Origin of the sequence: Bradyrhizobium stylosanthis, from assembly GCF_001641335.1 — a bacterium.
In the GTDB taxonomy this organism is placed as follows: domain Bacteria; phylum Pseudomonadota; class Alphaproteobacteria; order Rhizobiales; family Xanthobacteraceae; genus Bradyrhizobium; species Bradyrhizobium stylosanthis.
The window spans coordinates 126682-150007 of record NZ_LVEM01000004.1; the positions used below are offsets into that span (position 1 = coordinate 126682).

Genomic DNA, 23326 nt, shown 5'->3' on the forward strand with positions numbered 1-23326 from the left:
TCGGCTCGGTTTGTGAGCTTATTGCGCCCCGCGAACGGCTTGAAAACGCCATACCAATGGGAGGCTTGCCCCTTGAAAATGCGCGGAAAATCGCCGGCAGCGGTTTAGCAGGTCAACTGCCCTTCTCGCAAGCGCGGGAAAGGTCACCGAATCGATCAAGATGCGGCGATTTTGCCGGAATGCCCGTCATTCCGGCAACGGCGTGCCAATTCGACGCGGCGCCCGGTCGGCGCTCTCATCCTTCAGCGCGACACCGGTGACCTCCCGCGCCAAGCCTTCGCGGACCAGCCAGGCGATCTTGAAGGCGGCCTCGTCATGGCTCAACCCAGCCTTGTGGATGTTCGACACGCAATTTCGCTCGGCATCGGTGCGGCCGGGCATCGGCGCGAAGGTCAGATAGGCGCCAAGACTGTCGGGCGCGGACAGGCCGGGCCGTTCGCCGATCAGCATCGCGACCATGCGCGCGCCGAGAATCGCGCCAATCTCGTCGCCGAGCGCGACGCGCGCGCCTGAGGCGACGACGACATGGCCGAGCGCGACAGCATCGCCCGCTGCGAGCATCGGCAGCAGGCGCGCCACCAGCGCCACGGCATGGGCATCGACCGCCGCGGCCGACAGGCCGTCGCCGATCACGATCGCCAGCTGGCATGGCCCGGTGGCGCCTCGCGCGAGAGCTTCAGCGGAATCCGGATCGAGCTGCCGCCCGAGATCCGGCCGGCGAAGATAGTCCCTGCGGTCGCCCGCCTGGCTCCGTGCCTCGACGACGGCAAGACCGAGCGCGCCGAGATCGGCGACCAGGCGCGGCGCATCGAACACCGCATGCACGGCGTCGCGGGCGCGGGCGTGGTCCAGCGTGAAATCGAGCAGCGGCTTTGTCGGCACGCTCGCGCCACTGCGCCCGAGCGCAACGCGCGCAGGCGTGAACGACCTGAGGTCAATGGTCGGGCGCGCCGGGACGGACTTGTCGCTCATTCGGCGGGAACGGCGGCCTCGCGCAGCCGGATCGAATAGTTCGAGGCGTTCTGCTTGCCGCTGGAGGCCGCGCGCGCAAAGGTGATGAGATGGTGCGCGATCAGAGTGCAGCCGATCAGCCCTTCGATGTCGCCGCGCTTGATGCGCCCCATCGCGAATTTCCAGAACACGCGCCTGTAATCGCCGAGCACGCCGACCTTCCAGAAGATGTTGCGCAGCATGACGAGACCGCGCCGGATATTCGGCCAGGTCTTCATCTCGTCCGGCACCGGCATCTTGAGGCGGTGGGGATAGACGTGATCGCACTGATACTGGAAGCGCGCATAGACCTTCTCGGGCTCGTAGGCGACACCCATGGCGTGCTTCCAGGAGGCAACGACCTCGTCGTAAGGCAGCAGGAAGTCGACGTTGGAATCGCGGCCGTCATCCTCGACCAGGCGTCCCTCGCGCTCGAGCCGGTCCCACAGCGGCGTCTTCGGCAGCGCCTGGAGCAGGTTGATGGTGAGCAGCGGAATCCGGGACTCCTCGACGAAGGCGAGCAGCGCCTCCGAAGTGTTCGGCTTGTCGGTGTCGAGCCCCATGATGATGCCCGACACCACCTCCATGCCGTAGGAGTTGATGGTGCGCACGCCCTCCAGGATCGGGACCATCATGTTGTGGTCCTTGTGCATCGCCTTCAGCGCATCGGGGTCGGGCGTCTCGATGCCGCAGAAGATGGTGATGAAATAGGCCTCACGCATCTTCTTGAGGATCTCCGGCCGCTTGGCGATGTTGAGCGTCGCCTCGCAGGCGAGCCGCACCACATAGCCGGTCTTCTTCTGCCATTCGATCAGATGCGGCAGCAAATCCGACGCCGCCTTGCGGTTGCCGATGAAATTGTCGTCGACGAAATAGACCGTGTCGGTCATGCCGCATTCGCGCAGACGATCGAGCTCCGCGATGATCTGTTCCGGCGACTTGATGCGCGGGTTGCGGCCATAGAGGCCGGGGATGTCGCAGAACTCGCACTCATACGGACAGCCGCTGGAATACTGGATGCTGCCGAGGAAATAGCGCTTCACATCAGCAAGCTCATAGGCCGGGATCGGAAACTCCGTCATCGGCACGCGGTCTTTGGTGGTCAGCACCACCTGGCTTTCGGGGCGCGAGGTATCGCGCCCAAGAATGTCGAGCAGCTGATTGGTCGCGTCGCCGAGCTCGCCGACATGAAGATAGTCGAACGAGGGATAGTAATCCGGACAGGCGCTGACGGACGGACCGCCGAGCGCCACCGGCAGATCGAACTCATGGGCACGGCGGCAGATGTCGTTCATTTGCTGGCGCTGGATGTGCATGCCGCTGACGAACACCGCTTCCGCCCACTCGAACTCCTCCTCGGTGGTGCGGCGGAGATTCTCGTCGACGAATTTGACCTGCCAGTCCTCCGGCAGATAGGCCGCGAGCAACAAAAGCCCCTGCGGCGGCATGAAGGCGCGGACGCCATCGGTCAATGGATAGGAATGCTCGAACGTCCCGAACGAGGAAGTATATCGCGGAAACACGCAGAGAATCCGCCGGGACGTACCGTTGCTTTCAGCTCGCATTGAAGCTCCCCCGCCACGCTCGACCTGGTTGCGGAAATTGCCAGCCAGACACATAGCGTAATGCTGTCGCCGGAATTTCTCAATATTGTGGCGTAGGCATAATTCCGAGAGTGACCAATGGTTTCCCGGAGCACCTGCCGCCTCACGCGATCAGCCGCGACGCAAAATCGGGCAGCAGGCCTGCATCGCGGGCAAGGCGGAAATCGGCGCCCGCAATCCCCGACTGCACCAGCCAGTCGTCGAATTCCGGCGCGCGGCGCAAGGAGAAGACGTCCCGGACATAGAGCGCGTCGTGAAACGACGTGGACTGGTAGTTCAGCATGACGTCGTCGGCACCGGGGACGCCCATGATAAAGGTGACGCCCGCGGCCGCCAGCAGCGTCAGCAGGTTGTCCATGTCGTCCTGGTCCGCCTCGGCATGGTTGGTGTAGCAGATGTCGATGCCGAGCGGCAGGCCGAGCAGCTTGCCGCAAAAATGGTCTTCCAGCCCGGCGCGGATGATTTCCTTGCCGTCGTAGAGATATTCCGGGCCGATGAAGCCGACCACGCTGTTGACCAGCAGCGGGGCAAAGGCACGGGCGACCGCATAGGCGCGGGCCTCGCAGGTCTGCTGGTCGACGCCGTGATGGGCATTGGCCGACAGCGCCGAGCCCTGCCCGGTCTCGAAATACATCACGTTCTCGCCGACCGTACCGCGCTTCTGCGACAGCCCCGCCTCCCGTCCCTCCTTCAGGAGCGCGAGGTCGATGCCAAAGCTGCGGTTGGCGGCCTCGGTGCCGGCGACCGACTGGAAGACGAGGTCGACCGGCACGCCCTGCCCGATCAGCGACAGCGTCGTCGTGACATGGGTCAGCACGCAAGCCTGCGTCGGGATCTTCAGCCGGGCGATGATCTCGTCCAGCAGCCGCAGCAATTGCGCGATGATTGCGGGATCGTCGCTCGCCGGATTGATGCCGATGCAGGCATCGCCGGCCCCGAGCAGAATGCCGTCGAGGATCGAGGCGGTGATACCCCTGGCATCGTCGAACGGGTGGTTGGGCTGCAGCCGCGTGCTCATCCGCCCCCTCAGGCCGATGGTGTTGCGGAAGGCGGTGACCACCTCGCATTTCCGCGCCGCCAGGATCAGGTCCTGGTTGCGCATCAGTTTCGACACCGCGGCCGCCATCTCCGGGGTGATGCCGGGCGCCAGCCGCTTCAGCATGTCGGGCGTCGCGGCGTCCGACAGCAGCCAGTCGCGGAAAGCCCCGACGGTCAGCGAAGCCACCGGCGCAAACGCCCCGAGGTCATGGCTGTCGATGACGAGACGGGTGACCTCGTCGGTCTCGTAGGGAATGACGGCTTCCTGCAGGAACTGCCCGAGCGGCACGTCCGCGAGCGCCATCCGCGCCGCGATCATCTGCTCGGCGCTGCCGGCGGCAATGCCGGCCAGCCGGTCGCCGGAGCGCGGCGGGGTCGCCTTGGCGAGCAAGTCGCGCAAATCGGGGAAAGTGTAGGTCGTGGCGTCGATGGTGTGGCGGTAGACCAAGGGCCTCTCCAGGGGTCGTCGGCCAACGGCCGACTCCAGGACTATCCCGAAACTCTACCTTCGGATCAAGACGCTGAAATAACTTGCCTTTCCTTCGACCAAGGTCGGGGGCCGCCGGGGCTCGCGTTAACGCCGCATCCATCTTCGTTCTGCATAATTTTGCATCAATTTGTACGACCGCGCTCACCGGCCGCTCCAGGCCATTCCGGGCCATGACCACCATGACATCAGACCGATCTGGGAATGCCGCCAGCCTGGCAGGCCGCTTCACGCTGGCCACCAAGCTCTATGCGATCTTCGCGCTGTTCGCGCTGCTGACGGCGGCGATCGCGCTGCTGTCCGACTACAACAGCCGCCGCAGCACCGACCTGACCAACGCGATCGAGACGGCGAACGCCGCCGCGCTGAACGTCGAGCGCGTCAACTCGCTGGTCTATGCCGTGGTGATGGAATCGCGCGGCGTCTACATGTCGACCGAGCCCGCCGTGGTGAAGAAATACGGCGAGGGCCTGCTCAAGTTCAACGCCCAGATCCTCGACGTCGTCAAGCGCTGGGAGACCATCGTCAAGGCCGACGACGCCGAGCAGTTCGCGACCTTCAAAAAGCGCATCGAGCAGTTCGTCGAGTTCCGCAAGGAGCTGGTGCGCCGCGGCGTCGAGATCAACGCGGCCGCGGGCCGCGAATGGGGCGACAACGACGCCAACCGCGCGGTGCGCTCGGCGCTGAACAAGGACCTCGAGGCTCTCTCCAAGGTCTATGCCGAACGCGCGAGGCAAATCGCGCGCGAGACCGAGACCAACCGCACGCTGTCCTTCGTGCTGACCTGCCTCGGCGGCGTGGCGCTGGCCCTGGTCGTGATCGGCATCGTCATCATCGCCCGCTCGATCGCCCGGCCGCTCGCCTCGATCACCGCGACGATCAAGCAGGTCGCCGACGGCACCGAGAACGTCGTGGTGCCGCATTCCGACCGCGCCGACGAGATCGGCGCGCTGGCGCGTGCCATCCAGGTGTTCCAGGACGCGATGGGGCGCAACCGAAACCTCGCCTCGCAGGTCTCGCAGGACTCCGCCGCGCGCGAGGCGCGCAGCCGCCATATCGAACAATCCGTCGAGGGATTCCGCGAGGCGATCGGCGCGATCATGCGCGGCCTCAGCGACAATGCCTCCGTCATGCGCGAGACCGCGCAGACCATCACGCGCGTCACCGCGGATGCGAGCAGCCGCGCCGGCACGGCGGCGAGCGCCACCGAGCAGGCCTCGCATAATGTCACCGCGGTCGCGAGCGCGGCCGAGGAGCTGTCGGCCTCGGTCGAGGAGATCGGCCGGCAGGTGCGGCAGAGCGCCGGCGCAGTCGAGCAGACCGGCCAGCGCACGGAGAAATCGATCGCGGAGATCGAGAGCCTCGCCGCCGCGACCCAGCGCATCGACGGCGTGCTCAACCTGATCCAGGCGATCGCCGAGCAGACCAATCTGCTCGCGCTCAACGCCACCATCGAGGCCGCGCGTGCCGGCGATGCCGGCCGCGGCTTTGCCGTCGTCGCCCACGAGGTGAAGGCGCTCGCCGGCCAGACCGCCAAGGCCACCGCCGAGATCGGCGAGAACGTCGCGATGATCCAGTCCTCCACCCGCAGCGCCGTGGACGCGGTGCGCGAGATCGGCGGGGCGGTACGCGAGATCAACGACGTCACCTCGGCAATCGCCGGCGCGGTCGGCCAGCAGGACCAGGCCACGCGCGAGATCTCGTCCAACGCGCAAAGCGCCGCGCAGGGCAACGAGACACTCGTCGCCAACATCACCTCGCTGCGCGATGCCATCGGCGAGACCGACACGGCCGCAGCCTCCGTGCTGACGGCGGCAAGCAGCCTGACCGAGACGGCGGCGACGCTGTCGCGCGAGGTGGAGACGTTCTTCCAGAACCTGCGCGCAGGCGCCGCTGACGGCCGCATCGCCAAGGCCGGGTGACGGCGCGGGCAAAGCCCGGTTTCGGCTCGCACTGACTCAAAAGTGCGAAAACAACCCCATGCACAGTAGCCGGCGTCAGCCATATCAATGGCTTGACAGCCGGCCGCCGGAAATTTCTGATTTTCCGAAACGGATTTGACCCGTCGCGCAAAACACTGGCATAAGGTCATCGTGGCGATGGTACCCGCCGACGCCCGCACAGGCTCTCCCTACACCGTCAGCAGTGTCTTGATCGCCCGGCGCTGGTCCATTGCCTCATAGCCTTCGGCGACCCGGTCGAGAGGCAAAGTGAGATCGAACACCTTGCCGGGCTGGATGCGCCCGCCGAGCACCCTGTCCATCAGGTCGGGCAGAAAACGGCGCACCGGTGCGGGGCCGCCCAGCATGCGGCGCTGGCCGAAGAACAAGGCCTGGCCTTCGAAGGTCACGCCATGGGGAACGCCGACATAGCCGATGCTGCCGCCGGGCCGCGCGCATTCGAGCGCCTGCGACATGGCTTCCTGCGTGCCGACGCATTCCAGCACCGAGTCGGCGCCGACGCCCCGGGTCAGATCCTTGACGCGTGCAATGCCTTCAGCACCGCGCTCGACGACGATATCGGTCGCGCCGAACTCTCTGGCGAGATCCTGCCGTGTCTTGTGACGGCTCATCGCGATGATGCGCTCCGCGCCCATCTCCTTGGCCGCAAGCACGCCCATGAGGCCGACTGCGCCGTCGCCGACCACCACCACCGTCGAGCCTTTCTTCACATCCGCGGCGTCGGCGGCGTACCAGCCGGTGCCGAGCACATCGGAGACCGCCAGCAAATGCGGGACGAGGTCGCTGCCCGGCATCTCCCTGGTCGCGACCAGCGTGCCGTCCGCAAGAGCGACACGGGCGTAAGGCGCCTGCGCGCCCGACATGAACTCCCGCTGCTCGCACGAGGACTGGAAGCCGAACTTGCAATGCGGGCAGGTATTGTCCGAAAGGCAGAACGATCCGACGACGAACTGACCGGGCTTGATCGTCCGCACCGCGCTGCCGATTTCGACGACGACGCCACAATATTCGTGGCCCATATGCGCCGGACCATCCTGCGGCTGCAGACCGCGATAGGGCCAGAGATCGGAACCGCAGATGCAAGTGGCCGACAGCTTGATGATGGCGTCAGTCGGATGAAGGATCTTCGGATCGTTGACGCCTTCGTAGCGGATATCGCCGGGTCCGTGGAGGACGGTTGCTTTCATTGTCATGCTCCTTTGGCGGCTGGGCGCCGTACTGCTCGTCCGTCACCCGTTCCATCCATGTGACCGGGCTGCCGTCGAGCGATTCCTGAATTGCGATATGGCTCATGGCTGTTGCGGCGGCCGCGCCATGCCAGTGCTTCTCGCCGGGTTCGAACGACACCACGTCGCCCGGACGGATCTCCTCGATCGGACCGCCCCACCGCTGCACGCGGCCAAGGCCTGCGGTGACGATCAGCGTCTGGCCGAACGGATGCGTGTGCCAGGCCGTGCGCGCCCCGGGCTCGAAGGTGACGTGATTGCCGGCGACGCGCGAGGGATCGACGGCCGGAAACAACGGGTCGATCCGCACGGTGCCGGTGAAATATTCCGAAGGAGCCCGGGTCGAAGGTTGGGAACCGGCTTGCCGAATTTGCATCTGATGCTTCCTTGTCGTCGGTCAGCGCGATTGCGTTAAAGAACCGGGCTCGCCGGGACACAGGCCGCGCATTGCGCGTCGGCTCTTGGCTTGCGACGAAGAACGCCGACCAGAATCACAGAAGATGAGAGAGCGAGGATGACGGCGCTGAACAGAAAGGTGGCCCGATAGCCGCTTGTATCGAACAGCACGCCGCCACCCGCAGCACCCGCGGTGATCGCAAGTTGAATCACCGCGACCATCAGGCCTCCGCCTGCCTCCGCGTCATCGGGCAAGGCCGTGCTGAGCCACGTCCACCAGCCCACGGGGGCCGCCGTGCCGATGAGGCCCCACAGGAACATCAGCGCCGCCGTTGCACCGAGCGAAGAGCCGTAGACGGTCAATGCGACCGCTACGATCGCCATTGTGAGCGGCATGACGACGAGAGACGCGTAAAGACGCCGGTGCACGACGAGCCCGATCAGCGAGGTGCCGATGAGACCGGCAACGCCCATCGCGAGCAGCAGGGCCGAAATGGTGGTGACATCGACAAGCGTCACCGTTTCGAAGAAGGGCCGCGAATACGTGAAGAGCGCGAACTGTCCGAGGAAGAACAGCGCCGCTGCGAGCATGCCGTAGGGGACGCCGGGGCGGCGCAGGACCTTGAAGGCCGCGGCCGCGTCTGCGCGCTCCTGGCTTGGCATCGCCGGCAGCGCGAGAAACTGCCAAAACAGGGTCAGCGCTGCGATCGGCACGACGCAGAAGAATGCGCCACGCCAGCCGATGTACTGGCCGAGGAAGCTGCCGAGCGGCGCGGCAATCGTCGTTGCGAGGGCGTTGCCGCCATTGAGGACCGCGAGTGCGCGCGGCACGTCCCCGACCGGCACGATGCGGATCATCGTCGCGGCGGACATCGACCAGAAGCCGCCGACAGCCATGCCGACCAGGGCGCGCCCCGCCATGAAGACCGAATAACTGGGCGCAAAGGCCACGACGATACCCGAGACCAGCGTGATGCCCGTGAGCCACAGCAGAACGGAGCGCCGGTCGATACCGCGCGTCGAGGCCGAGATGAAAAGACTGGTGAGGATGGCGAAGAAGCCGGACACGGAAATGGCCTGTCCCGCTTGCCCTTCCGTCAACCGGAGGCCGCCGGCGATCGGCGTGAGCAGGCTGACGGGCATCCATTCGGTCGCAACGAGCGTCGCGGCGCAAAGAGACACGGCGAAAACCGCGCTCCATGCGGCCACGGGCTGGGCTGCGTCCTGGTCGGCTGTGACGTCCATCGGGAATCCATATCTCGCGAAGCGCCTGGGCCGGCGCTGGTCACGGCGACACATAGAGCCTCGACGGTCGTTCGATTAGCCGGTATAATTTGCTTGCATTCATCGATATGGGCCATGAATAGTGGCGACCATGGCAAACCGGGATTTCAACGACCTGCTGGCCTTCGTGGCCGTCGCCCGCGAACGCAGCTTCACGAAAGCCGCCGCGAAGCTCGGCATCGTGCAGTCGACGCTCAGCCATACGATCAAGCGCCTGGAATCACAGATGGGCCTGCGGCTGCTCACGCGCACGACGCGAAGCGTCGGCCTCACCGAAGCGGGCGAGCGGCTTCTGCAATCGGTTGCGCCCCGCATGGAAGAGATCGAGCGCGATATTGCCGCCCTGATGTCCCTGCGCGACACGCCGTCGGGTACCATCCGGCTGACGCTCTCCGACCACGCCCTGGAAAAAGCCGTCTGGCCGAAGCTGGCGCCGGTCCTGAAAAAATACCCCGACATCAAGGTCGAGTTCAGCCTCGACACCGCCTTCCGCAACATCGTCGAAGACGGCTTCGATGCAGGCGTCCGCCTCGGCGAGAGCGTCGAGAAGGACATGATCGCGGTGCGCATCGGCCCGGACTGGCGGCTCGTCGCAGTCGCCGCGCCGGCTTATCTGAAGGAGCACCCCAAGCCGAAGCACCCGCAGGATCTCGTCGATCACGTCTGCATCAAGCGGCGCGCAGCGGCCGGCGGTCACTATGTCTGGGAGTTCGCCAAGAACGGCCCTGACCTCAGGGTGCGTGTCGAGGGCCAGCTCACTTTCAACGACTCCCGCGCGATGATCGACGCCGCCGTGAGGGGTTTCGGCATCGCCTATCTCCCCGAGGACATGGTGACGCAGCAGATCCGGTCGGGTCAGCTCGTCATCGTGCTCGACGACTGGTCACCGAAGTTCGACGGCTACTACATCTATTATCCGACGTCGCGGCAGAATTCGGCGGCATTCAAGGTGATTGTCGATGCACTGCGCCATCACGAGGTGCGGACAAAGCGCGGCTGAGGCTCATGAAGCACGGCATGTCTCGAGAGTGCGATCGAGCTGCTTCAGTCTGCTTGCAAAGGCAACGAAGCTCCAGATCAATCCTGCACCCGCCAAAGCGGCGTAAAGCCCGATCTGCCAGGGTATCAACCGGACTTCGACGACGCCGATGATTGCACCGAGTACGACACTCACGACAATGCGCAGGGCAAGCATCACGAGCTCCATCTGGAGCGTCCCGCGCCAAAGATAGAAATCGCACTGACGAAGACGGAACAGCCCGGCATCGACGGCCATGAGGCGGCGCGCGTCATTCCTTGCGGTATTGTCGATTTCGGGGAGATATTTGTCGTTGATCGGCGCGGGGTCGAAGAGTTTCTTGACCCGTGGATTCGATCTGCTGACCGGACTCTGGGATTGGCTGAGATGGGATATCACCATCATCGCAGTGAACGCGTAATGATCGGCTTCGATCTCCGCTTCCAGCCGCGTTCCCTGCTGCCTGAAACTCCTTAGCCAGGGATCGACGAAGGCAACCAGCATCGTTTTCGCAAAACTGGCCAAGGGGAAGAACAGGCTGAGGATTGCGAGCGTGGCAGGCATCTCGGCTCCCTGGAAGCGGGCCAGTCTGCTCTTGATGTCCCGGTACTCGCTCTGCACCGATGCGAGCCAGGTGCCATGCTCTTCGGGACGGATGTTGTAGAAGATGTGCGCGGTCGCGTTCTTGAGATTTCGCGGGCCGATATGACCCATTTCATGCAGGAGGGCGAACAGCCGTCCCGGATTTATCTCTGCAGGCTCGAACGGGACGAGGATGAACGAGTGCAGCGGCCAATACTGAATCGTCGAGAAGCCGTTGTGACCGGGCACGCGCAGGATGCGATAGCTCCCGCGCACGAAAATCCCGGCGCGCTCGACCGGCACGGGCGCGTGCCAGCCCAGGGGCTCCAAATAGTCCTCCGGCGAGAACTCCTTCACCGCGCCTCGTCGCTTGATCAACTCTCCGAGCTGCCCGAGATTGCGCGCGATTCGAAATCGATTGAAGCTCGCGATGCTTGCCGCGGTGAAGACAAGAGAGATGAAGGCAATACCAAGAGCCGTCGCGAGATCACAGTCGAATAGCGACGGCAGGAGTATGAGGAGAATGCCGCAGTCGGCGACAACGCGAAGAAACGTGATACCGAACGACCGGGCGGGATAGGCGTAGCCGACTTTCCCGGCAATCATGCTCAGTCATCCGCCGTCTTTGCCGACATCCGCCCTGCAACGAGCTCGGCCGCCTGTCGCAGCTGGTCGTGCTGCTCGAACTGACCGTACTTCTTGACGAAGGCATCGGCGATCTCGTCGGCGGTCGGCGTCGCTTTCTTCTCACCTTTGGCGAAATCGTAAAGGATCTTCGCAACCGTGAAGAGATTGGCGATGATCGGCGCCCAATCGTGAACGAGCTTGAACAGCTCGGTCAGATCATAGGACGCACTGAACTCGTCCTTGTCGTATTTGACATTCTGGCCGCTGACGAGGGCCTTCATTGTCGTTGCGTCGATCTGGTCGCTGTCCGGAATGAACTCCCGGATGACGATCTGCACGTCTTCTTGATCTTGCGTCAGGTCAGACATGTCTAATGCTCCCGCCGGTCGCTACAAAACCGGTCGATGATCTCGGGCAGCTAAGCTGCCGGTGAATTCGGCATTCAGTAATCGTGAAGAGCGGTGCTGATCCAACGACCAGCCTCGATGCATCCTACGTCCGAATTGACGACGGATTTGTGTTTTCTTTTAGATTGAATATCCAATTGATGCATTCAGTACGTGCATTTATTTCGGGCGGGCGTTGATGCAGATTTGAACAGGCCTGAGCCGGCCGGCGCACAGGTCACGACGCAAGAAAGATCAATGGCTGAAGATGAGCGCGGAGACGGCGACCACGGTGAACGCACCGGCGGCAATGGCAACCACACGCAGAACCAGTTCGCTGCTCATACCCGAGGTTAACCCATGGCAGAGCCGGGAGCCTGTGCAGTTTGTGCCAGAACGGCAATTGGAACACTTTGCGGGGGATCGAGCTCCGCCGTGAGGAGCCAGTCAGGCGAGCCTTCGGCCTATTTCGGCAGGCATTCCACGTTGTAGGCGATGATGATCTGGCTGGGGTCGGCCTTGCCGAGGCTCTTCAGATCTTCCAGCCCGCTCTTCAGCCTTGCGCCCGCCTGGCTCAGGCTGGCCTCGAGCGTCGACTTGGCCGCCTTGCAACGCTCTTCGTTGGAGAATTCCTGAAACACGACGGTCGGCCTCAGCCGCCATTCCGCCTTGTCGTTCGTCGCGGCGGGACTGACCGAATAGGAGAAGACGTACATCAAGACCCACATTGCGGGCTCCGCGTGATGCGACGGAATGGCACAAGCCGCATCGCGCCACCACGCCGCGCGTCCTCGTTGATCCAGATCAACGAACGAGCACGAGGGTGGCGCCCGCGCGCTTCACGCTGCGGGCAACGAAAAGCCCCGGCGCGCGGGCCGAGGCTTGCGATGCAGCCCGCGTACATCCGGCGGACCGATCGTCGGGTTGAAAGCTAGCAGCAGACTTTGAACGGATGATGACGGGGGTTTGGCAATTCCAACCCAAGCGCCCCTACCCTGCCATCACCCCGCCACGCTTGATCAGCTCCTTGCCGACCGCGGCGAGGTGCACCTGGTCGGGGCCGTCGCCGATGCGGATGAAGCGGGCGTAGACGTAGGCGCGCGCGAGGAACGTGTCTTGCGAGACGCCGGCGGCGCCGTGGATCTGGATGGCGCGGTCGATGACGCGCGCGGCCATGCTTGGCACCACGATCTTGGCGGCGGCGATCAGATCGCGCGCGGCCTTGTTGCCTTCGCGGTCCATCTTGTCGGCAGCCTGCAGCGTCAGGAGCCGCGCCTGCGCGATCTCGCAGAAGGAGTTGGCAATGTCCTCGCGCACCGAGCCCTGCTCCGCCAGCGGCTTGCCGAAGGCGACGCGGGAGACCGATCGCCGGCACATCAATTCCAGCGCGCGCTGGGCGCAGCCGATCAGCCGCATGCAATGATGGATGCGGCCGGGACCGAGCCGGCCCTGCGCGATCTCGAAGCCGCGGCCTTCGCCGAGCAGGATGTTCTCGGCGGGCACACGGACATTCTCGTAGACGATCTCGGGGTGGCCGACCGGGGCGTCGTCGTAGCCATAGGTGAGCATGTCGCGGACGATGCGCACGCCGGGTGTGTTCTTGGGCACGAGGATCATGGATTGCTGGCGATGGCGGTCGGGATCATCAGGGGCGGTCTTGCCCATCACGATCAGGATCTCGCAATCCTCGTTCATCGCGCCCGAGGTGAACCATTTGCGGCCGTTGATGACGTAGTCGCCGCCGTCGCGCCTGATCTCGCACTGGATATTGGTGGCGTCGCTGGAGGCGACCTGCGGCTCGGTCATGGAGAAGCCGGAGCGGATGCGCCCCTCCAGCAGCGGCGTCAGCCAGCGCTCCTGCTGCGCGGGCGTGCCATAGTTGGCGAGCACCTCCATGTTGCCGACATCGGGCGCTGAGCAGTTGAAGACCTCGGGCGCCCAGAGGATGCGGCCCATGATCTCCTTGACCGGTGCGTATTCGAGATTGGAGAGACCCGGACCGTGCTCGCCCGACAGGAACAGGTTCCACAGCCCCTGCTCCCGCGCCAGCTGCTTCAGGTCCTGGAGCACCGGCGGCGTCCTGTAACGCGACGCTTCCGGCTTCACCTGCTCGTAATAGAGCTCCTCGACCGGCTCGACATGCGCCTGCATGAACCGGCGAACGCGCTCCTGCAGCTCCAGCGAACGGGCGGAGTGTTGAAAGTCCATGGTGGTCTCCTCCTTCCTTCTCCCCTTGTGGGAGAAGGTGGCGCGAAGCGCCGGATGAGGGGTCTCTATCGGCGAATACTCCCGCACGAGGGGGACTCGCGGAGGCATACCCCTCACCCGGCTCGCATCTTCGATGCGATCCACCCTCTCCCACAAGGGGAGAGGGTGCACCGTCTCTGCCGCACGTCGGTCTCGTAGAGTGGGCAAAGCGAAGCGTGCCCACGCTCTTTTTCGATCGAGAGAGGTGGTGGGCACGGCGCACGTGCGCCTTTGCCCACCCTACGATAGCGAACTCGCGGAGAGAGCCGCCCCCTCACGTCCCCCGCAGCAGCTCGCTGGCCACGATCCAGTCGTTGCCGTCGAACTGGAGCATGTAGCCGTCCTTGATCGGGCGGAAATCCTGCGGCGTGGTGTTGAGGGTGATGCCGGGCATCAGGAGCGACAGCGGCACGTTCTTCAGGTTCGCCGCCTGCGCCATGATGTTCTCGCGCGTCAGATTGTCCTTGCACTGCTTGAGCAGCACCACCAGAGCCTCGGCGACGGTGTAGCCGTAGAGGCCGGCGACGTTGTTGATGTCGGCGTTGGGCAGGCGCCTCTTCATGAAGTCGATATAGGCCGTCATCGCCGGGTCGTCCTTGGGCTGCTCGACGAACGGCTTGAGCGAGCCGAGCGAGAGCACGCCCTTGCCGGCGTCGAGGCCGGCCGGCACCATCACGGTCGCCTTGTTGGCGCAGCCGGAGGCAAGGAAGCGCGTCGGCTGCCAGCCGACCTCGTGCGCCTTGCGGATCGCCTGCGCGCAGGCGCGCGGCGTCACCGAGTAGATCATGAAGACGTCGGCCTTGGTATTGGCGAGCGTCAGCACCTGGGAATCGACCGTGGGATCGGCCACCTCGAAGCTCGACGCCATCGCGATCGCTTTGTCGGCATCGGCGCCGAGCGCCTCCTTGACGCCGCGCAGATATTCCTTGCCGGCATCATCGTTCTGGTAGAGCACCGCAAAGCGCGCATTCGGGTTCTTGGCGCGGGCATAGGCGACGTCGATCGCGGCTTCGCTGGTGTAGTTCGGCGCCCAGGGCAGCGCCATCGACCAGGGCATGTTGGCGGGATCGTTCCACTTCGAGGCCGAGCTGATCAGGAAGATCTGCGGCACCTTGTTGCTGTTCAGGTACTTTGCGATCGCCGAGCTCGGCGCGGTGCCCATGGTGGCGAAGATGAAGGCGACGCCGTCGCCCTCGACGAGGCGCCGGGCGGCCTCCATGGTCTTGGGCGGCGAGAAAGCATCGTCGAGCGAAATCAGGTTGAGCTTGCGGCCGTTCACGCCGCCCTTCTCGTTGATCTCGTCGAAATAGGAGGAGATCACCCTGCCGGTGATGCTGAGCGGCGAGGCCGGCCCGCTATAGGGCATGGTGTTGCCGATCTTGATCTCGGTGTCGCTGACGCCGGGACCGTAGGATTTTTGTGCGGAGGCAGGCGTGGACAGGCAGGCGGCAGCCAAAGCTGCGGCCAGGGCCAAAGCGGCTCTCATGGTGTCTCCCCGATGATCATCGCCGCGCGACAAAGCGAACGCGCGGCGTGCTGCTTTTGTCAGCGCGTCAGCTCACCGGAGTTCCACAAGTTGGTCTTGCGTCGAGTTGCTGATGGCCCTAGTGGCGCGCCTTCAGGCCAAGGCCGACGCTGATCCACCCTGCACCGGCCATGATCAGGTCGATGCCGAGGAAAAGACCGAGGATGTAGACGCTGTTCACCGGCCAGCGCGCCAGGATCAGCAGTCCAAGCAGCAGCGTGATGACGGCCGACAGCGCGACCCAGACCCAGGGGCTCTCCCGCTTCATGCTGAAGGCGAGAAACAGCCTGACGGCGCCGGAGGCCAGCAGCGATGCGCCGAGGAACAGCGTCAGCAGAGCTGCCGCGAACAGCGGATTCTCGAAGGTCAGGAAGCCGGCAACGATGTAGAGCACGCCAAGCAAGGCCCAGATCAGGAACTTGCCCCAGCTCTTCATCTGGAAGGCGCCGACCACCTCGGTCACACCGGCGACGATCATCATGACGCCGACCACGAGGACGCTCGCCACCGTCGCCATCACCATGCTGCCGAGCGCGACAAAGCCGGCAATGAGATAGACGACGCCGAGCGCGACGATCCAGCCCCATTTTGCATGCAGCGCCGTGATGCCGGAGCCGAGGCTGGGCTGATGAGACGTATCCGAGGCAGTTGACATGGCGGCCACTCCTGCATGCGACGCCCGCGGGCACACGCCAGAATAGCACGCGCCTTACCGGGGCGACAGCCAGCAGAACAGCCCTCAGCGGCAGCAACATTGACGCAAATCAAGGTCGAATGCGGGGCATCAGCCGCGCGACCGCTCCATCTCCAGCTCGGCCTTGAGGTTGTCGAGATCGCGATAAATTGAAGCGACCGCCAGCACGCGCCCGCCCTTGCGGTACTTCAGCAGGCAATCCTTGCCGGAAATGCTGCCGTCGATCGCGACCTCGTCGAAGCTCTCGGCGTGACCGACATAGTTGATCGGGACGTCGTAATGCTGGGACCAGAAGAACGGCACCGCGTCGAAGCGCTCGCGCTCTCCGAGCATGTTGCGGGCCGCGGTCTGGCCCTGCCGCTGCGCCACCACCCAATGCTCGACCCGGATGGTCTGCCGGGAATGCGGATCGGGCCAGCGCGCGATGTCGCCGGCCGCGAAGATGCCGGCGACGCTGGTCTCCAGATATTCGCTGACGCTGACGCCGCGGTCAGCGGCGAGCCCGGCATGCTCGGCCAGCGCAAGGCGCGGCTTCACGCCGATGCCGACCACGACGAGGTCAGCCTCGATGACGGCGCCGCTCTTCAGCGTGGCGCGGGTGCCGTCGAGCTTCTCGACGGTGTCCTTGAGGTGGAAGTTGACGCCGTTCTCTTCATGCAGCGCGCGAACGAAGTCGCCCATGTCGGGGCCGAGCACCTTCTGCATCGGCCGCTCCTCGGGCGCGACCACATGCACCTCGATCTTGCGCGCCCGCAAGGACGCCGCAACTTCGAGGCCGATGAAGCTGGCGCCGATCACCAGCGCGCGCTTGGCGCTGCCGGCCGCCTTGATGATGGCGCGGCTGTCGGCGACGGAGCGCAGGGTGTGGACATGCGGCTGGTCCGCGCCCGGGATCTGCAACCGGACCGGCTCGGCGCCGGTCGCGAGCAGCAGCCGGTCGAACGGCAGCTTGTCGCCATTGCCCAGCGTGACGCTGCGCGTCTTCGCATCGATGGCGGAGACATCTGTGTTGAGCCTGAGATCGATCCCGGCATCCTGATAATAGTCCTCGCCCCGCAATGGCAACCAGTCCTCCGGCGCGTTCCCGGCGAGGTAGTCCTTGGAGAGGTTGGGACGATCGACCGGCATCGCGCCGTCATTGCTCAGCATGGTGATGGCGCCGGCAAAGCCCTCGCGCCGGAGCGTCTCGGCCGCGGCGAAGCCGGCCGCGCCGCCGCCGACGATGACGAATTTCTCCGGCGCCGGCGCGCTGCGATGGGCCGACGACGGTTTAGGCGCCTCGCGCTTGCGCTGAACGAGGATCCTGTCGCCGTCGCGCGCGACGTCCCACACCGCCAGCGCGCTCAGCGCCGGCGGACGGGTGGCTTCGCCCGTGCGCAAGGAGAAGCAGGCGTGGTGCCAGGGGCAGCGGATGGTGTCATCGACCACGAGGCCCTCCGCGAGCGGGCCGTGGTAATGGCTGCAGGCCGGCTCGATCGCAAAGACCTCGCCGCCGGCCTGCACTAGCAGGACATCCTCCTCGCCGACATGGCCGAGCAGCTTGCCGTCCCTCAACTCAGCGAGCGTTACGCCTTTGGCCAGATCGGGTCCGCTTGGCTTCTTGTCCTCGGTCATGGTCATCTCCTGGCAGCTTGATGCGCAACTCAGGAATTGGACGGCGGGACGCGGGAAAAGTTCCTGCGACCGCGGAAATCAGGACCCGGCTGCGCGCACGTCCAGCACCGCCTGCGCCCATTCCGCCGGTCGCTCCTGCGGCAAATTATGGCCGGCGCCCGCGAAGACGCGCCGCTCGAAGGACCCTTCGAACTTGTGCGCGTGATGGGCGGTGCCGGGATTGACGCCGTCGCTGTCGCCGTCGATTGCGATGGTCGGCACGCGGATGGCCGGCTGCGCGGCGAGCTTTGCCTCGATCCCGGCATAGGCGGGATCGCCTGCGACCAGCGCGTAGCGGTGGCGATAGGAGTGGATCACGACGTCGACGAAGTCGGGGTTGTCGAACGACACCGCGCTGGTCTCGAACGTCGCGTCGTCGAAGGCCCATGTCGGCGACCACATCGCCCAGAGCTGTCGGGCAAAGCCGCGGCGGTTGCGCTCCAGCGCGCGGCGGCCGCGCTCGTTGTGGAAGAGATATTGATACCAGAGCGCGGCCTCCTCCGGCGGCGAGGCCGGCTCCATGGAGCGCGCGATGTTCTGGATGTTGTAGGAATTGCCGGAGACGAGCCCGGCCGCGCGCTCGGGATGCAGCGCCGAGACCACGCAGGCCGCGCGGCCGCCCCAGTCGTAGCCGCCGACGATCGCCCGTTCGATGCGAAGCGCATCCATGAAGGCGAGGAGATCGGCGCCGAGCGCCGCCTGTTCGCCGGAGCGCAGCGTTGCAACCGAGCGGAAGCGCGTCGGCCCATAGCCGCGCAGCCAGGGCACCAGCACCCGCGCCCCGGCCCGCGCCAGCAACGGCGCGGCCTCGGCATAGGCGTTCACGTCATAGGGAAAGCCGTGGCCCATGATGCAGGGCCAGCCATCGGTGGCGCCGTAGTCGAGATAGGCGATGTCGAGGATATCCGTGGTGACGGTTTTTTGTTGCATGGGGTTGCTCACGGATGTGGTGGCCGTAGCCCGGATGAGCGCAGCGACATCCGGGAGGTGGTGCCGCCGACCCCGGATATCGCTGCGCTCATCCGGGCTACGACAGCGGGAAGGCCGCTACTTCTGCGGCCCCGACAGCGAGATGTCGCGTTCGGCGCGGAACACATTGCTGTAGAGATTGGCGATCCACTGCCGGCCGATCTCGGTCTTGTTGAGATAGCTGATCTCGGTCTGGATGTGCGGTGCGACGCTATTCCAATAGAATTGTGGATAGCGGTTCACGATGTCGGCGGGCGAGTCGTAGCCGAGCTGCCGGTTCATGCCGACTTCCTCGAACTCGTAATAGAGCGCGTTGGCCTTGCGCAGATAGTTGGGGTCGCCGAGCTGGCCGATGAAATCGGCGGCGCGCAGGATCGAGGATTCGGCGTCGTACTCCTGGGCCTGCTGGGCGGGAAACCGCGTGCCCTCGATGGCGCGGGCGATGCGCTCCGGATCGAGCCCCGGAATATGCCGCAGTCGCCGCATCACGTACAATTTCGAGCGGTCGACGTGATACATCATCAGGCTCGCGTCCGACGCGCCCCTTTGGAGGGAGACTTTGGTCCCGGCCTCGTCGATCAGGAAACCGTCCTCGTCGTCCTCCTCGAACAGGCCGCGCACATAGCCGATGTCGTGAGCAAGGCAGGCGATCAGGACATGAACGTAGTCCTCCGCCTCCAGATGGGTGTGGAGATATCGGCCGCTGAGAATGGAATGGCCCGCCAGAGTCACCAGCATCGTGTGCTCGATGTTGTGATACAGCGCATCGCTGTTGCCGATGCATTCCATGGTGGTGCGGGTGGCGCTCTCGATGATGTTGGCCGGGGACTCGCCGAACCTGCGACGCATGAACGAGCCCAGCACCTTCTCCAGGGATTCAGCCGCCAGTCTCGGTAACGTCATCATGGATGCAGCCCCGTTTGTCGGTGGTGTCCCACGCCAGCTCCCGACGTCCCATTGTTGCCTTCGACGCGAGCGGCAGCATAGCCCATCTTGGCCCGGGGGACCAAATCCCGGACCCCAAATACGTAAATTATGTTTGCTCTTGTGCCCTGCGACATCGCGGTTGCAGTCGCGGCGCGACACACCGGGGCCGACGTGCCAAGGGCGCCGGCCCAACGACGGACATCAAATTCGCTTTATCGGACATGAACGACAGGTCGGCGCAATGGACCGCGGCCTGGCGCACGCGCCTGCATCCTCTTCGCAATCGGGACGGTGGAGGCGCGCAATCACTCGACCAGCAGCACGTCGACGGCGACGCCGAGCTTCTGCTTCGGCGAGCCGACGATGATGCCGTCGACCGGGGAGACATCGGAGAAATCGCGGGCGAGCGCGAGCACGATGTGGTCGTTCGCAACCAGGAGATCGTTGGTCGGATCGAGATCGACCCAACCAAGCTCCGCCCCGCACCACAGCGAGACCCAGGCATGGGTGGCATCGGCGCCCTGCAGGCGCGGCTGGCCCGGCGGCGGAATGGTACGCAGATATCCGCTGACATAGGCCGCCGGCAGACCGAGCCCGCGCAGGCCCGCGATCATCACATGGGCGAAGTCCTGGCAGACGCCATGACGCTTCTCGAACACCTCGTTCAGCGGCGTCGAGATCACGGTCGCCTTGGGATCGTAGCGAAACTCCGTGCGAATGCGATGCATGAGATCGATCGCGCCCGCGAGGATGCCCGCGCCCGGCGGAAAGCTTTCCACCGCATAGGCGCTGACCGGGCGCAGCACCGGCACCAGGGGGCTCGCAAAGACATAGCCGACCGGCGAGGACGGCCCGAGGCTGGTCGCCTCGAAGGCGAGGTCGCGAATGCTTTCCCAGGACGGACTGGCCGCATCGCGCGGTGGCGGCTTGCGCGCGACGGAGACGCGGGAGCGCGAGTCGATGCGCAGGTTGCGATGCGCGGCTTCGATCACGACGCTCTCGGTCAGCGTGCCGAAGAAGTCGCGGCGGACGTTGCGCTCGGAGGGGCGCGGACGGATCTCGACCCGGTGCGAGATCAGCTCCTGGCCGTCGCCGCTTCGCGGCTCCAGCCGCAGCGTGCAGCGGGCGAAGCTGACCGGCGTTTCGTATTCGTAGGTGGTGACGTGACGGATGTCGTAGATCACGCCAGCCCCGTCAGCTTTTCCGGCCGGCTGGCATTGGGACCGTGCGGGAAATAGTGCAGCCCGATCGCCTCGGCGAGGCTGAGCAGATCCTGCTCCAGCGCGAACAGCGTCTTGACCTCGAGCTTCCCGGCCTCGGCCGTCGCCAGCATCGCCTGCACCGCCACCGCCAGCCGCTGCGGCTTTTCGATCAGCCCGTGCTCCTTCAGGCTGGGCAGTGCCGCAATGTGCTCGTTCAGCGTCGCCACCTGGAAGGCCACCGAGCGTGGATTGTAGCCGTCGAGCACGGCGAGATCGCGCACCGGCGCCAGGATCGGCGCCAGCAGATAGCGCGAACGGTAGGTGATCTGGGAGTCCACCAGCGTCAGCAGGATGTCGAGATCCTCGTCGCCGGCCTCGTCATATGCAAATTGACGTGCAAAGCGCGTGGTGTTGATGGCGCGCTCGGTGCGGCGGCCGATATCGAGGAAGCGCCAGCCGGCGGCGCGGTTCATGTTCTCCTGGGCAAGGCCCGCGAAGCTCGCCAGCTCCTGCAGGGTCAGCTCGGCCGCGCTGACCACGCTGTCGTCGTCCTCCACCTCGTAGGCGAGGCGCTCGGCCATCTCGGTGATGACCTGCCAGGCATCGGGCGACAGCCGCTCGCGCAGCGAGGTCGCGGTACGCTGCGCCGCGCGCACCAGCGAGAGCGCCGAACCGAACCGCTCCGGGCTCTGCAGCGCTTCGGCGACGATGCGCCCCTGCGCCGTACGCGAGGTCTGCGAGATCGCACCCCAGGCCACCAGCATGCGCTGGATGCGTTCGGACGATTGCAGCGAGGCCGCGGTGCCCTTGTTCGGCCCGCTCGGCGAGCCCAGCGCGCGCACGAGGCGCAACGTCGCCTCGGCGCGTTCGAGATAGCGCCCGAGCCAGAACAGATTGTCGGCGGCGCGGCTCGGCAGCACGCCGGCGATGCGGCGGATGCGCACCTTGTCGGTCGCCGGCAGCAGCGTCGCGGTCGAGACCTGCTTCTCCGAGACGACCCAGACGTCGGCGGCGCGGGCGCCGTCGCCCATCGACACCGCGCGGGCGTCCGGCTGCTCGGCGATCCGGCAGAAGCCGCCGGGCATGATGGCCCAGCCGTCGGGCGTCGCTGCCGCGAACACGCGCAGCACGAAGGGACGCGGCGTGAGCTGGCCGTGCTCCCACACCGGCATGGTCGAGAGCCGCACCACCTCCTGGCCGACATAATCCATGCCGCGCGCGCCGATGGCGTCGACGAGGCGCTGGCGTCCGGCGGCATCGAGCTCGCTCGCGAGCACCGGGCCGCTGCGCTCGAAGCCCGGCACGCCGCGGCGATAGGCGCCCTCGATCGCGACCTCGTCGAGCCGCGACAGCACCTCGTCGCGCGCGTTGCGTTGGCCGCACCACCAGGTCGCGATATGCGGCATCTTCAGCTCCTCGCCGAGCAGGCGGCGGCTGAGCGCCGGCAGGAAGCCGAGCAGCGCCCTCGCCTCCAGCACGCCCGAGCCCGGCATGTTGGCGACGACAACGCCGTCCTTGCGCAGCACGTCGATCAGGCCGGGCACACCGAGATGCGAGGACGCATCGAGCTCGAGCGGATCGAGCGAGTTGGAATCGACGCGGCGCAGCAGCACGTCGAGCCGCTTCAGGCCGGCGACAGTGCGGATATGGACGCGGTTGTCGCTGACGGCGAGATCGTCGCCCTCGACCAGGAGGAAGCCGAGATAGCGCGCCAGCGTCGCATGCTCGAAATAGGTCTCGCTGAAGCTGCCGGGCGTGAGCACGCCGATGCGCGGCTCGTCGCGATCGGCGCGCGCGCGGAGGCTGTCGCGGAACGCCTCGAAGAACGGGGCGACGCGCGGCACGTTCATCGACTTGTAGAGATCGGAGAAGGCGCGCGACAGCACCAGGCGATTTTCGAGCGCATAGCCCGCGCCCGACGGCGCCTGGGTGCGGTCGCCGAGCACCCACCAGCGCCCGTCGGGGCCGCGGCCGACATCGGCGGCATAGATTGACAGATAACGTCCGCCCGGCGGCGGCACGCCGCAGACGGGACGGAGATATTCGGGGCTGCCGGCGATCGCGGCCGCGGGCAGCGCGCCCTCGGCGACCAGCCGGCCTTCGCCATAGATGTCGCGCAGCACGAGCTCGAGCAACTCGGCGCGCTGGGTGATGCCGGCGGAGAGCTGCTTCCAGTCGGCCTCGTCGATCAGCAGCGGAAGGTGGCTGAGCGACCAGGGCCGGTCGGCGCTGTCGCCCGGCGCGCGGTAGGTGACGCCGGCCTCGCGTAGATGGCGGTCGGCCATGCCGAAGCGCCGCTCGATCTCGTCGGGCGCGAGCGCGCCGAAGGCATCGAGGAACCGGCTCCAGACCGCGCGCGGGGCGCCGTCGGGGCCGAGGAATTCGTCGGGGATGCCGGGCAGGCGACTATAGTCGCGGACCCATTGCGCGAGCCGGCTCCGGGCGGCTGCGCTGCCCGGCTGGTCGTTCTCTTCGGCTGCGCCCTCGGCCATACGCCTTTCCCTCCCCCA

18 protein-coding genes and 1 pseudogene are annotated in these 23326 nt (G+C 65.7%); 2 read left to right on the forward strand and 17 right to left on the reverse strand.

The genetic code is table 11. The features are described from left to right. Positions 1-186: 186 nt before the first annotated feature. The 3 genes from eutC to A7X65_RS27140 all read right to left on the reverse strand — a co-directional run bounded on the left by eutC (position 187) and on the right by A7X65_RS27140 (position 4080). On the reverse strand, positions 187-972 hold the full coding sequence (gene eutC / locus A7X65_RS27130) for an ethanolamine ammonia-lyase subunit EutC (RefSeq protein WP_063691051.1): 786 nt from the start codon (positions 970-972) through the stop codon (positions 187-189). Further along, the gene (locus A7X65_RS27135; protein WP_063691053.1) at positions 969-2555 is read right to left on the reverse strand and encodes a B12-binding domain-containing radical SAM protein; all 1587 of its coding nucleotides are present in this window, start codon (positions 2553-2555) and stop codon (positions 969-971) included. Before A7X65_RS27135 ends, eutC begins: the two co-directional genes overlap by 4 nt. A gap of 142 nt (positions 2556-2697) precedes the next feature. Further along, positions 2698-4080, reverse strand: coding sequence for an ethanolamine ammonia-lyase subunit EutB (locus A7X65_RS27140; RefSeq protein ID WP_063691055.1), 1383 nt, complete (start codon positions 4078-4080; stop codon positions 2698-2700). A 221-nt stretch (positions 4081-4301) separates the two neighbouring features. Between A7X65_RS27140 and A7X65_RS27145 the strand changes: the two genes are divergently transcribed. After that, the gene (locus tag A7X65_RS27145) at positions 4302-6041 is read left to right on the forward strand and encodes a methyl-accepting chemotaxis protein (protein ID WP_063692529.1); all 1740 of its coding nucleotides are present in this window, start codon (positions 4302-4304) and stop codon (positions 6039-6041) included. A gap of 209 nt (positions 6042-6250) precedes the next feature. Here A7X65_RS27145 and A7X65_RS27150 read toward each other — a convergent pair whose 3' ends face one another. The 3 genes and pseudogenes from A7X65_RS27150 to A7X65_RS27160 form a co-directional block, all read right to left on the reverse strand. Then, entirely contained in the window at positions 6251-7267 is a 1017-nt protein-coding gene (locus A7X65_RS27150; protein WP_063691057.1) for a zinc-dependent alcohol dehydrogenase family protein, read from the reverse strand. A 22-nt stretch (positions 7268-7289) separates the two neighbouring features. Next, positions 7290-7682 (reverse strand): annotated as a pseudogene (locus A7X65_RS27155) ((R)-mandelonitrile lyase); the annotation flags it as partial. A gap of 35 nt (positions 7683-7717) precedes the next feature. Continuing rightward, the gene (locus A7X65_RS27160; RefSeq protein WP_063691059.1) at positions 7718-8947 is read right to left on the reverse strand and encodes an MFS transporter; all 1230 of its coding nucleotides are present in this window, start codon (positions 8945-8947) and stop codon (positions 7718-7720) included. Between the two features lie 130 nt (positions 8948-9077). On the opposite strand from A7X65_RS27160, the gene A7X65_RS27165 reads away from it, so the two are divergent. Continuing rightward, positions 9078-9986 carry a LysR family transcriptional regulator gene (locus tag A7X65_RS27165; protein WP_063691061.1) on the forward strand — a complete coding sequence of 303 codons (909 nt, stop codon included), beginning with the start codon at positions 9078-9080 and terminating at the stop codon, positions 9984-9986. 3 nt (positions 9987-9989) lie between these two features. Here A7X65_RS27165 and A7X65_RS27170 read toward each other — a convergent pair whose 3' ends face one another. The 11 genes from A7X65_RS27170 to A7X65_RS27220 all read right to left on the reverse strand — a co-directional run bounded on the left by A7X65_RS27170 (position 9990) and on the right by A7X65_RS27220 (position 23308). Next, the gene (locus A7X65_RS27170; protein ID WP_063691063.1) at positions 9990-11192 is read right to left on the reverse strand and encodes a hypothetical protein; all 1203 of its coding nucleotides are present in this window, start codon (positions 11190-11192) and stop codon (positions 9990-9992) included. Between the two features lie 2 nt (positions 11193-11194). After that, positions 11195-11581: a hypothetical protein gene (locus A7X65_RS27175; protein ID WP_063691065.1), complete on the reverse strand. Its 387-nt coding sequence runs from the start codon at positions 11579-11581 to the stop codon at positions 11195-11197. Between the two features lie 482 nt (positions 11582-12063). Continuing rightward, entirely contained in the window at positions 12064-12327 is a 264-nt protein-coding gene (locus A7X65_RS27180; protein ID WP_063691068.1) for a hypothetical protein, read from the reverse strand. Positions 12328-12589: 262 nt separating this feature from the next. Beyond that, the gene (locus A7X65_RS27185) at positions 12590-13807 is read right to left on the reverse strand and encodes an acyl-CoA dehydrogenase family protein (RefSeq protein ID WP_063691070.1); all 1218 of its coding nucleotides are present in this window, start codon (positions 13805-13807) and stop codon (positions 12590-12592) included. A 313-nt stretch (positions 13808-14120) separates the two neighbouring features. Further along, a complete protein-coding gene (locus A7X65_RS27190) occupies positions 14121-15332 on the reverse strand; it encodes an ABC transporter substrate-binding protein (RefSeq protein WP_063691072.1) in 1212 nt (403 codons plus the stop codon). Between the two features lie 118 nt (positions 15333-15450). Continuing rightward, complete coding sequence (locus tag A7X65_RS27195; RefSeq protein ID WP_063691074.1) at positions 15451-16026, reverse strand: HdeD family acid-resistance protein; 576 nt, start codon at positions 16024-16026, stop codon at positions 15451-15453. A 129-nt stretch (positions 16027-16155) separates the two neighbouring features. After that, positions 16156-17679, reverse strand: a complete 1524-nt coding sequence (locus A7X65_RS27200; protein ID WP_063692531.1) for an FAD-dependent oxidoreductase — start codon at positions 17677-17679, stop codon at positions 16156-16158. A gap of 78 nt (positions 17680-17757) precedes the next feature. Further along, entirely contained in the window at positions 17758-18648 is an 891-nt protein-coding gene (locus tag A7X65_RS27205; RefSeq protein ID WP_063691076.1) for an alpha/beta fold hydrolase, read from the reverse strand. 117 nt (positions 18649-18765) lie between these two features. Beyond that, on the reverse strand, positions 18766-19593 hold the full coding sequence (locus A7X65_RS27210; protein WP_063691078.1) for an HD domain-containing protein: 828 nt from the start codon (positions 19591-19593) through the stop codon (positions 18766-18768). Between the two features lie 326 nt (positions 19594-19919). Beyond that, positions 19920-20798 (reverse strand): transglutaminase family protein, encoded by an 879-nt coding sequence (locus tag A7X65_RS27215; RefSeq protein WP_063691080.1) that lies wholly within the window; start codon positions 20796-20798, stop codon positions 19920-19922. Then, positions 20795-23308 (reverse strand): circularly permuted type 2 ATP-grasp protein, encoded by a 2514-nt coding sequence (locus A7X65_RS27220; protein ID WP_063691089.1) that lies wholly within the window; start codon positions 23306-23308, stop codon positions 20795-20797. Before A7X65_RS27220 ends, A7X65_RS27215 begins: the two co-directional genes overlap by 4 nt. Positions 23309-23326: the final 18 nt, after the last annotated feature.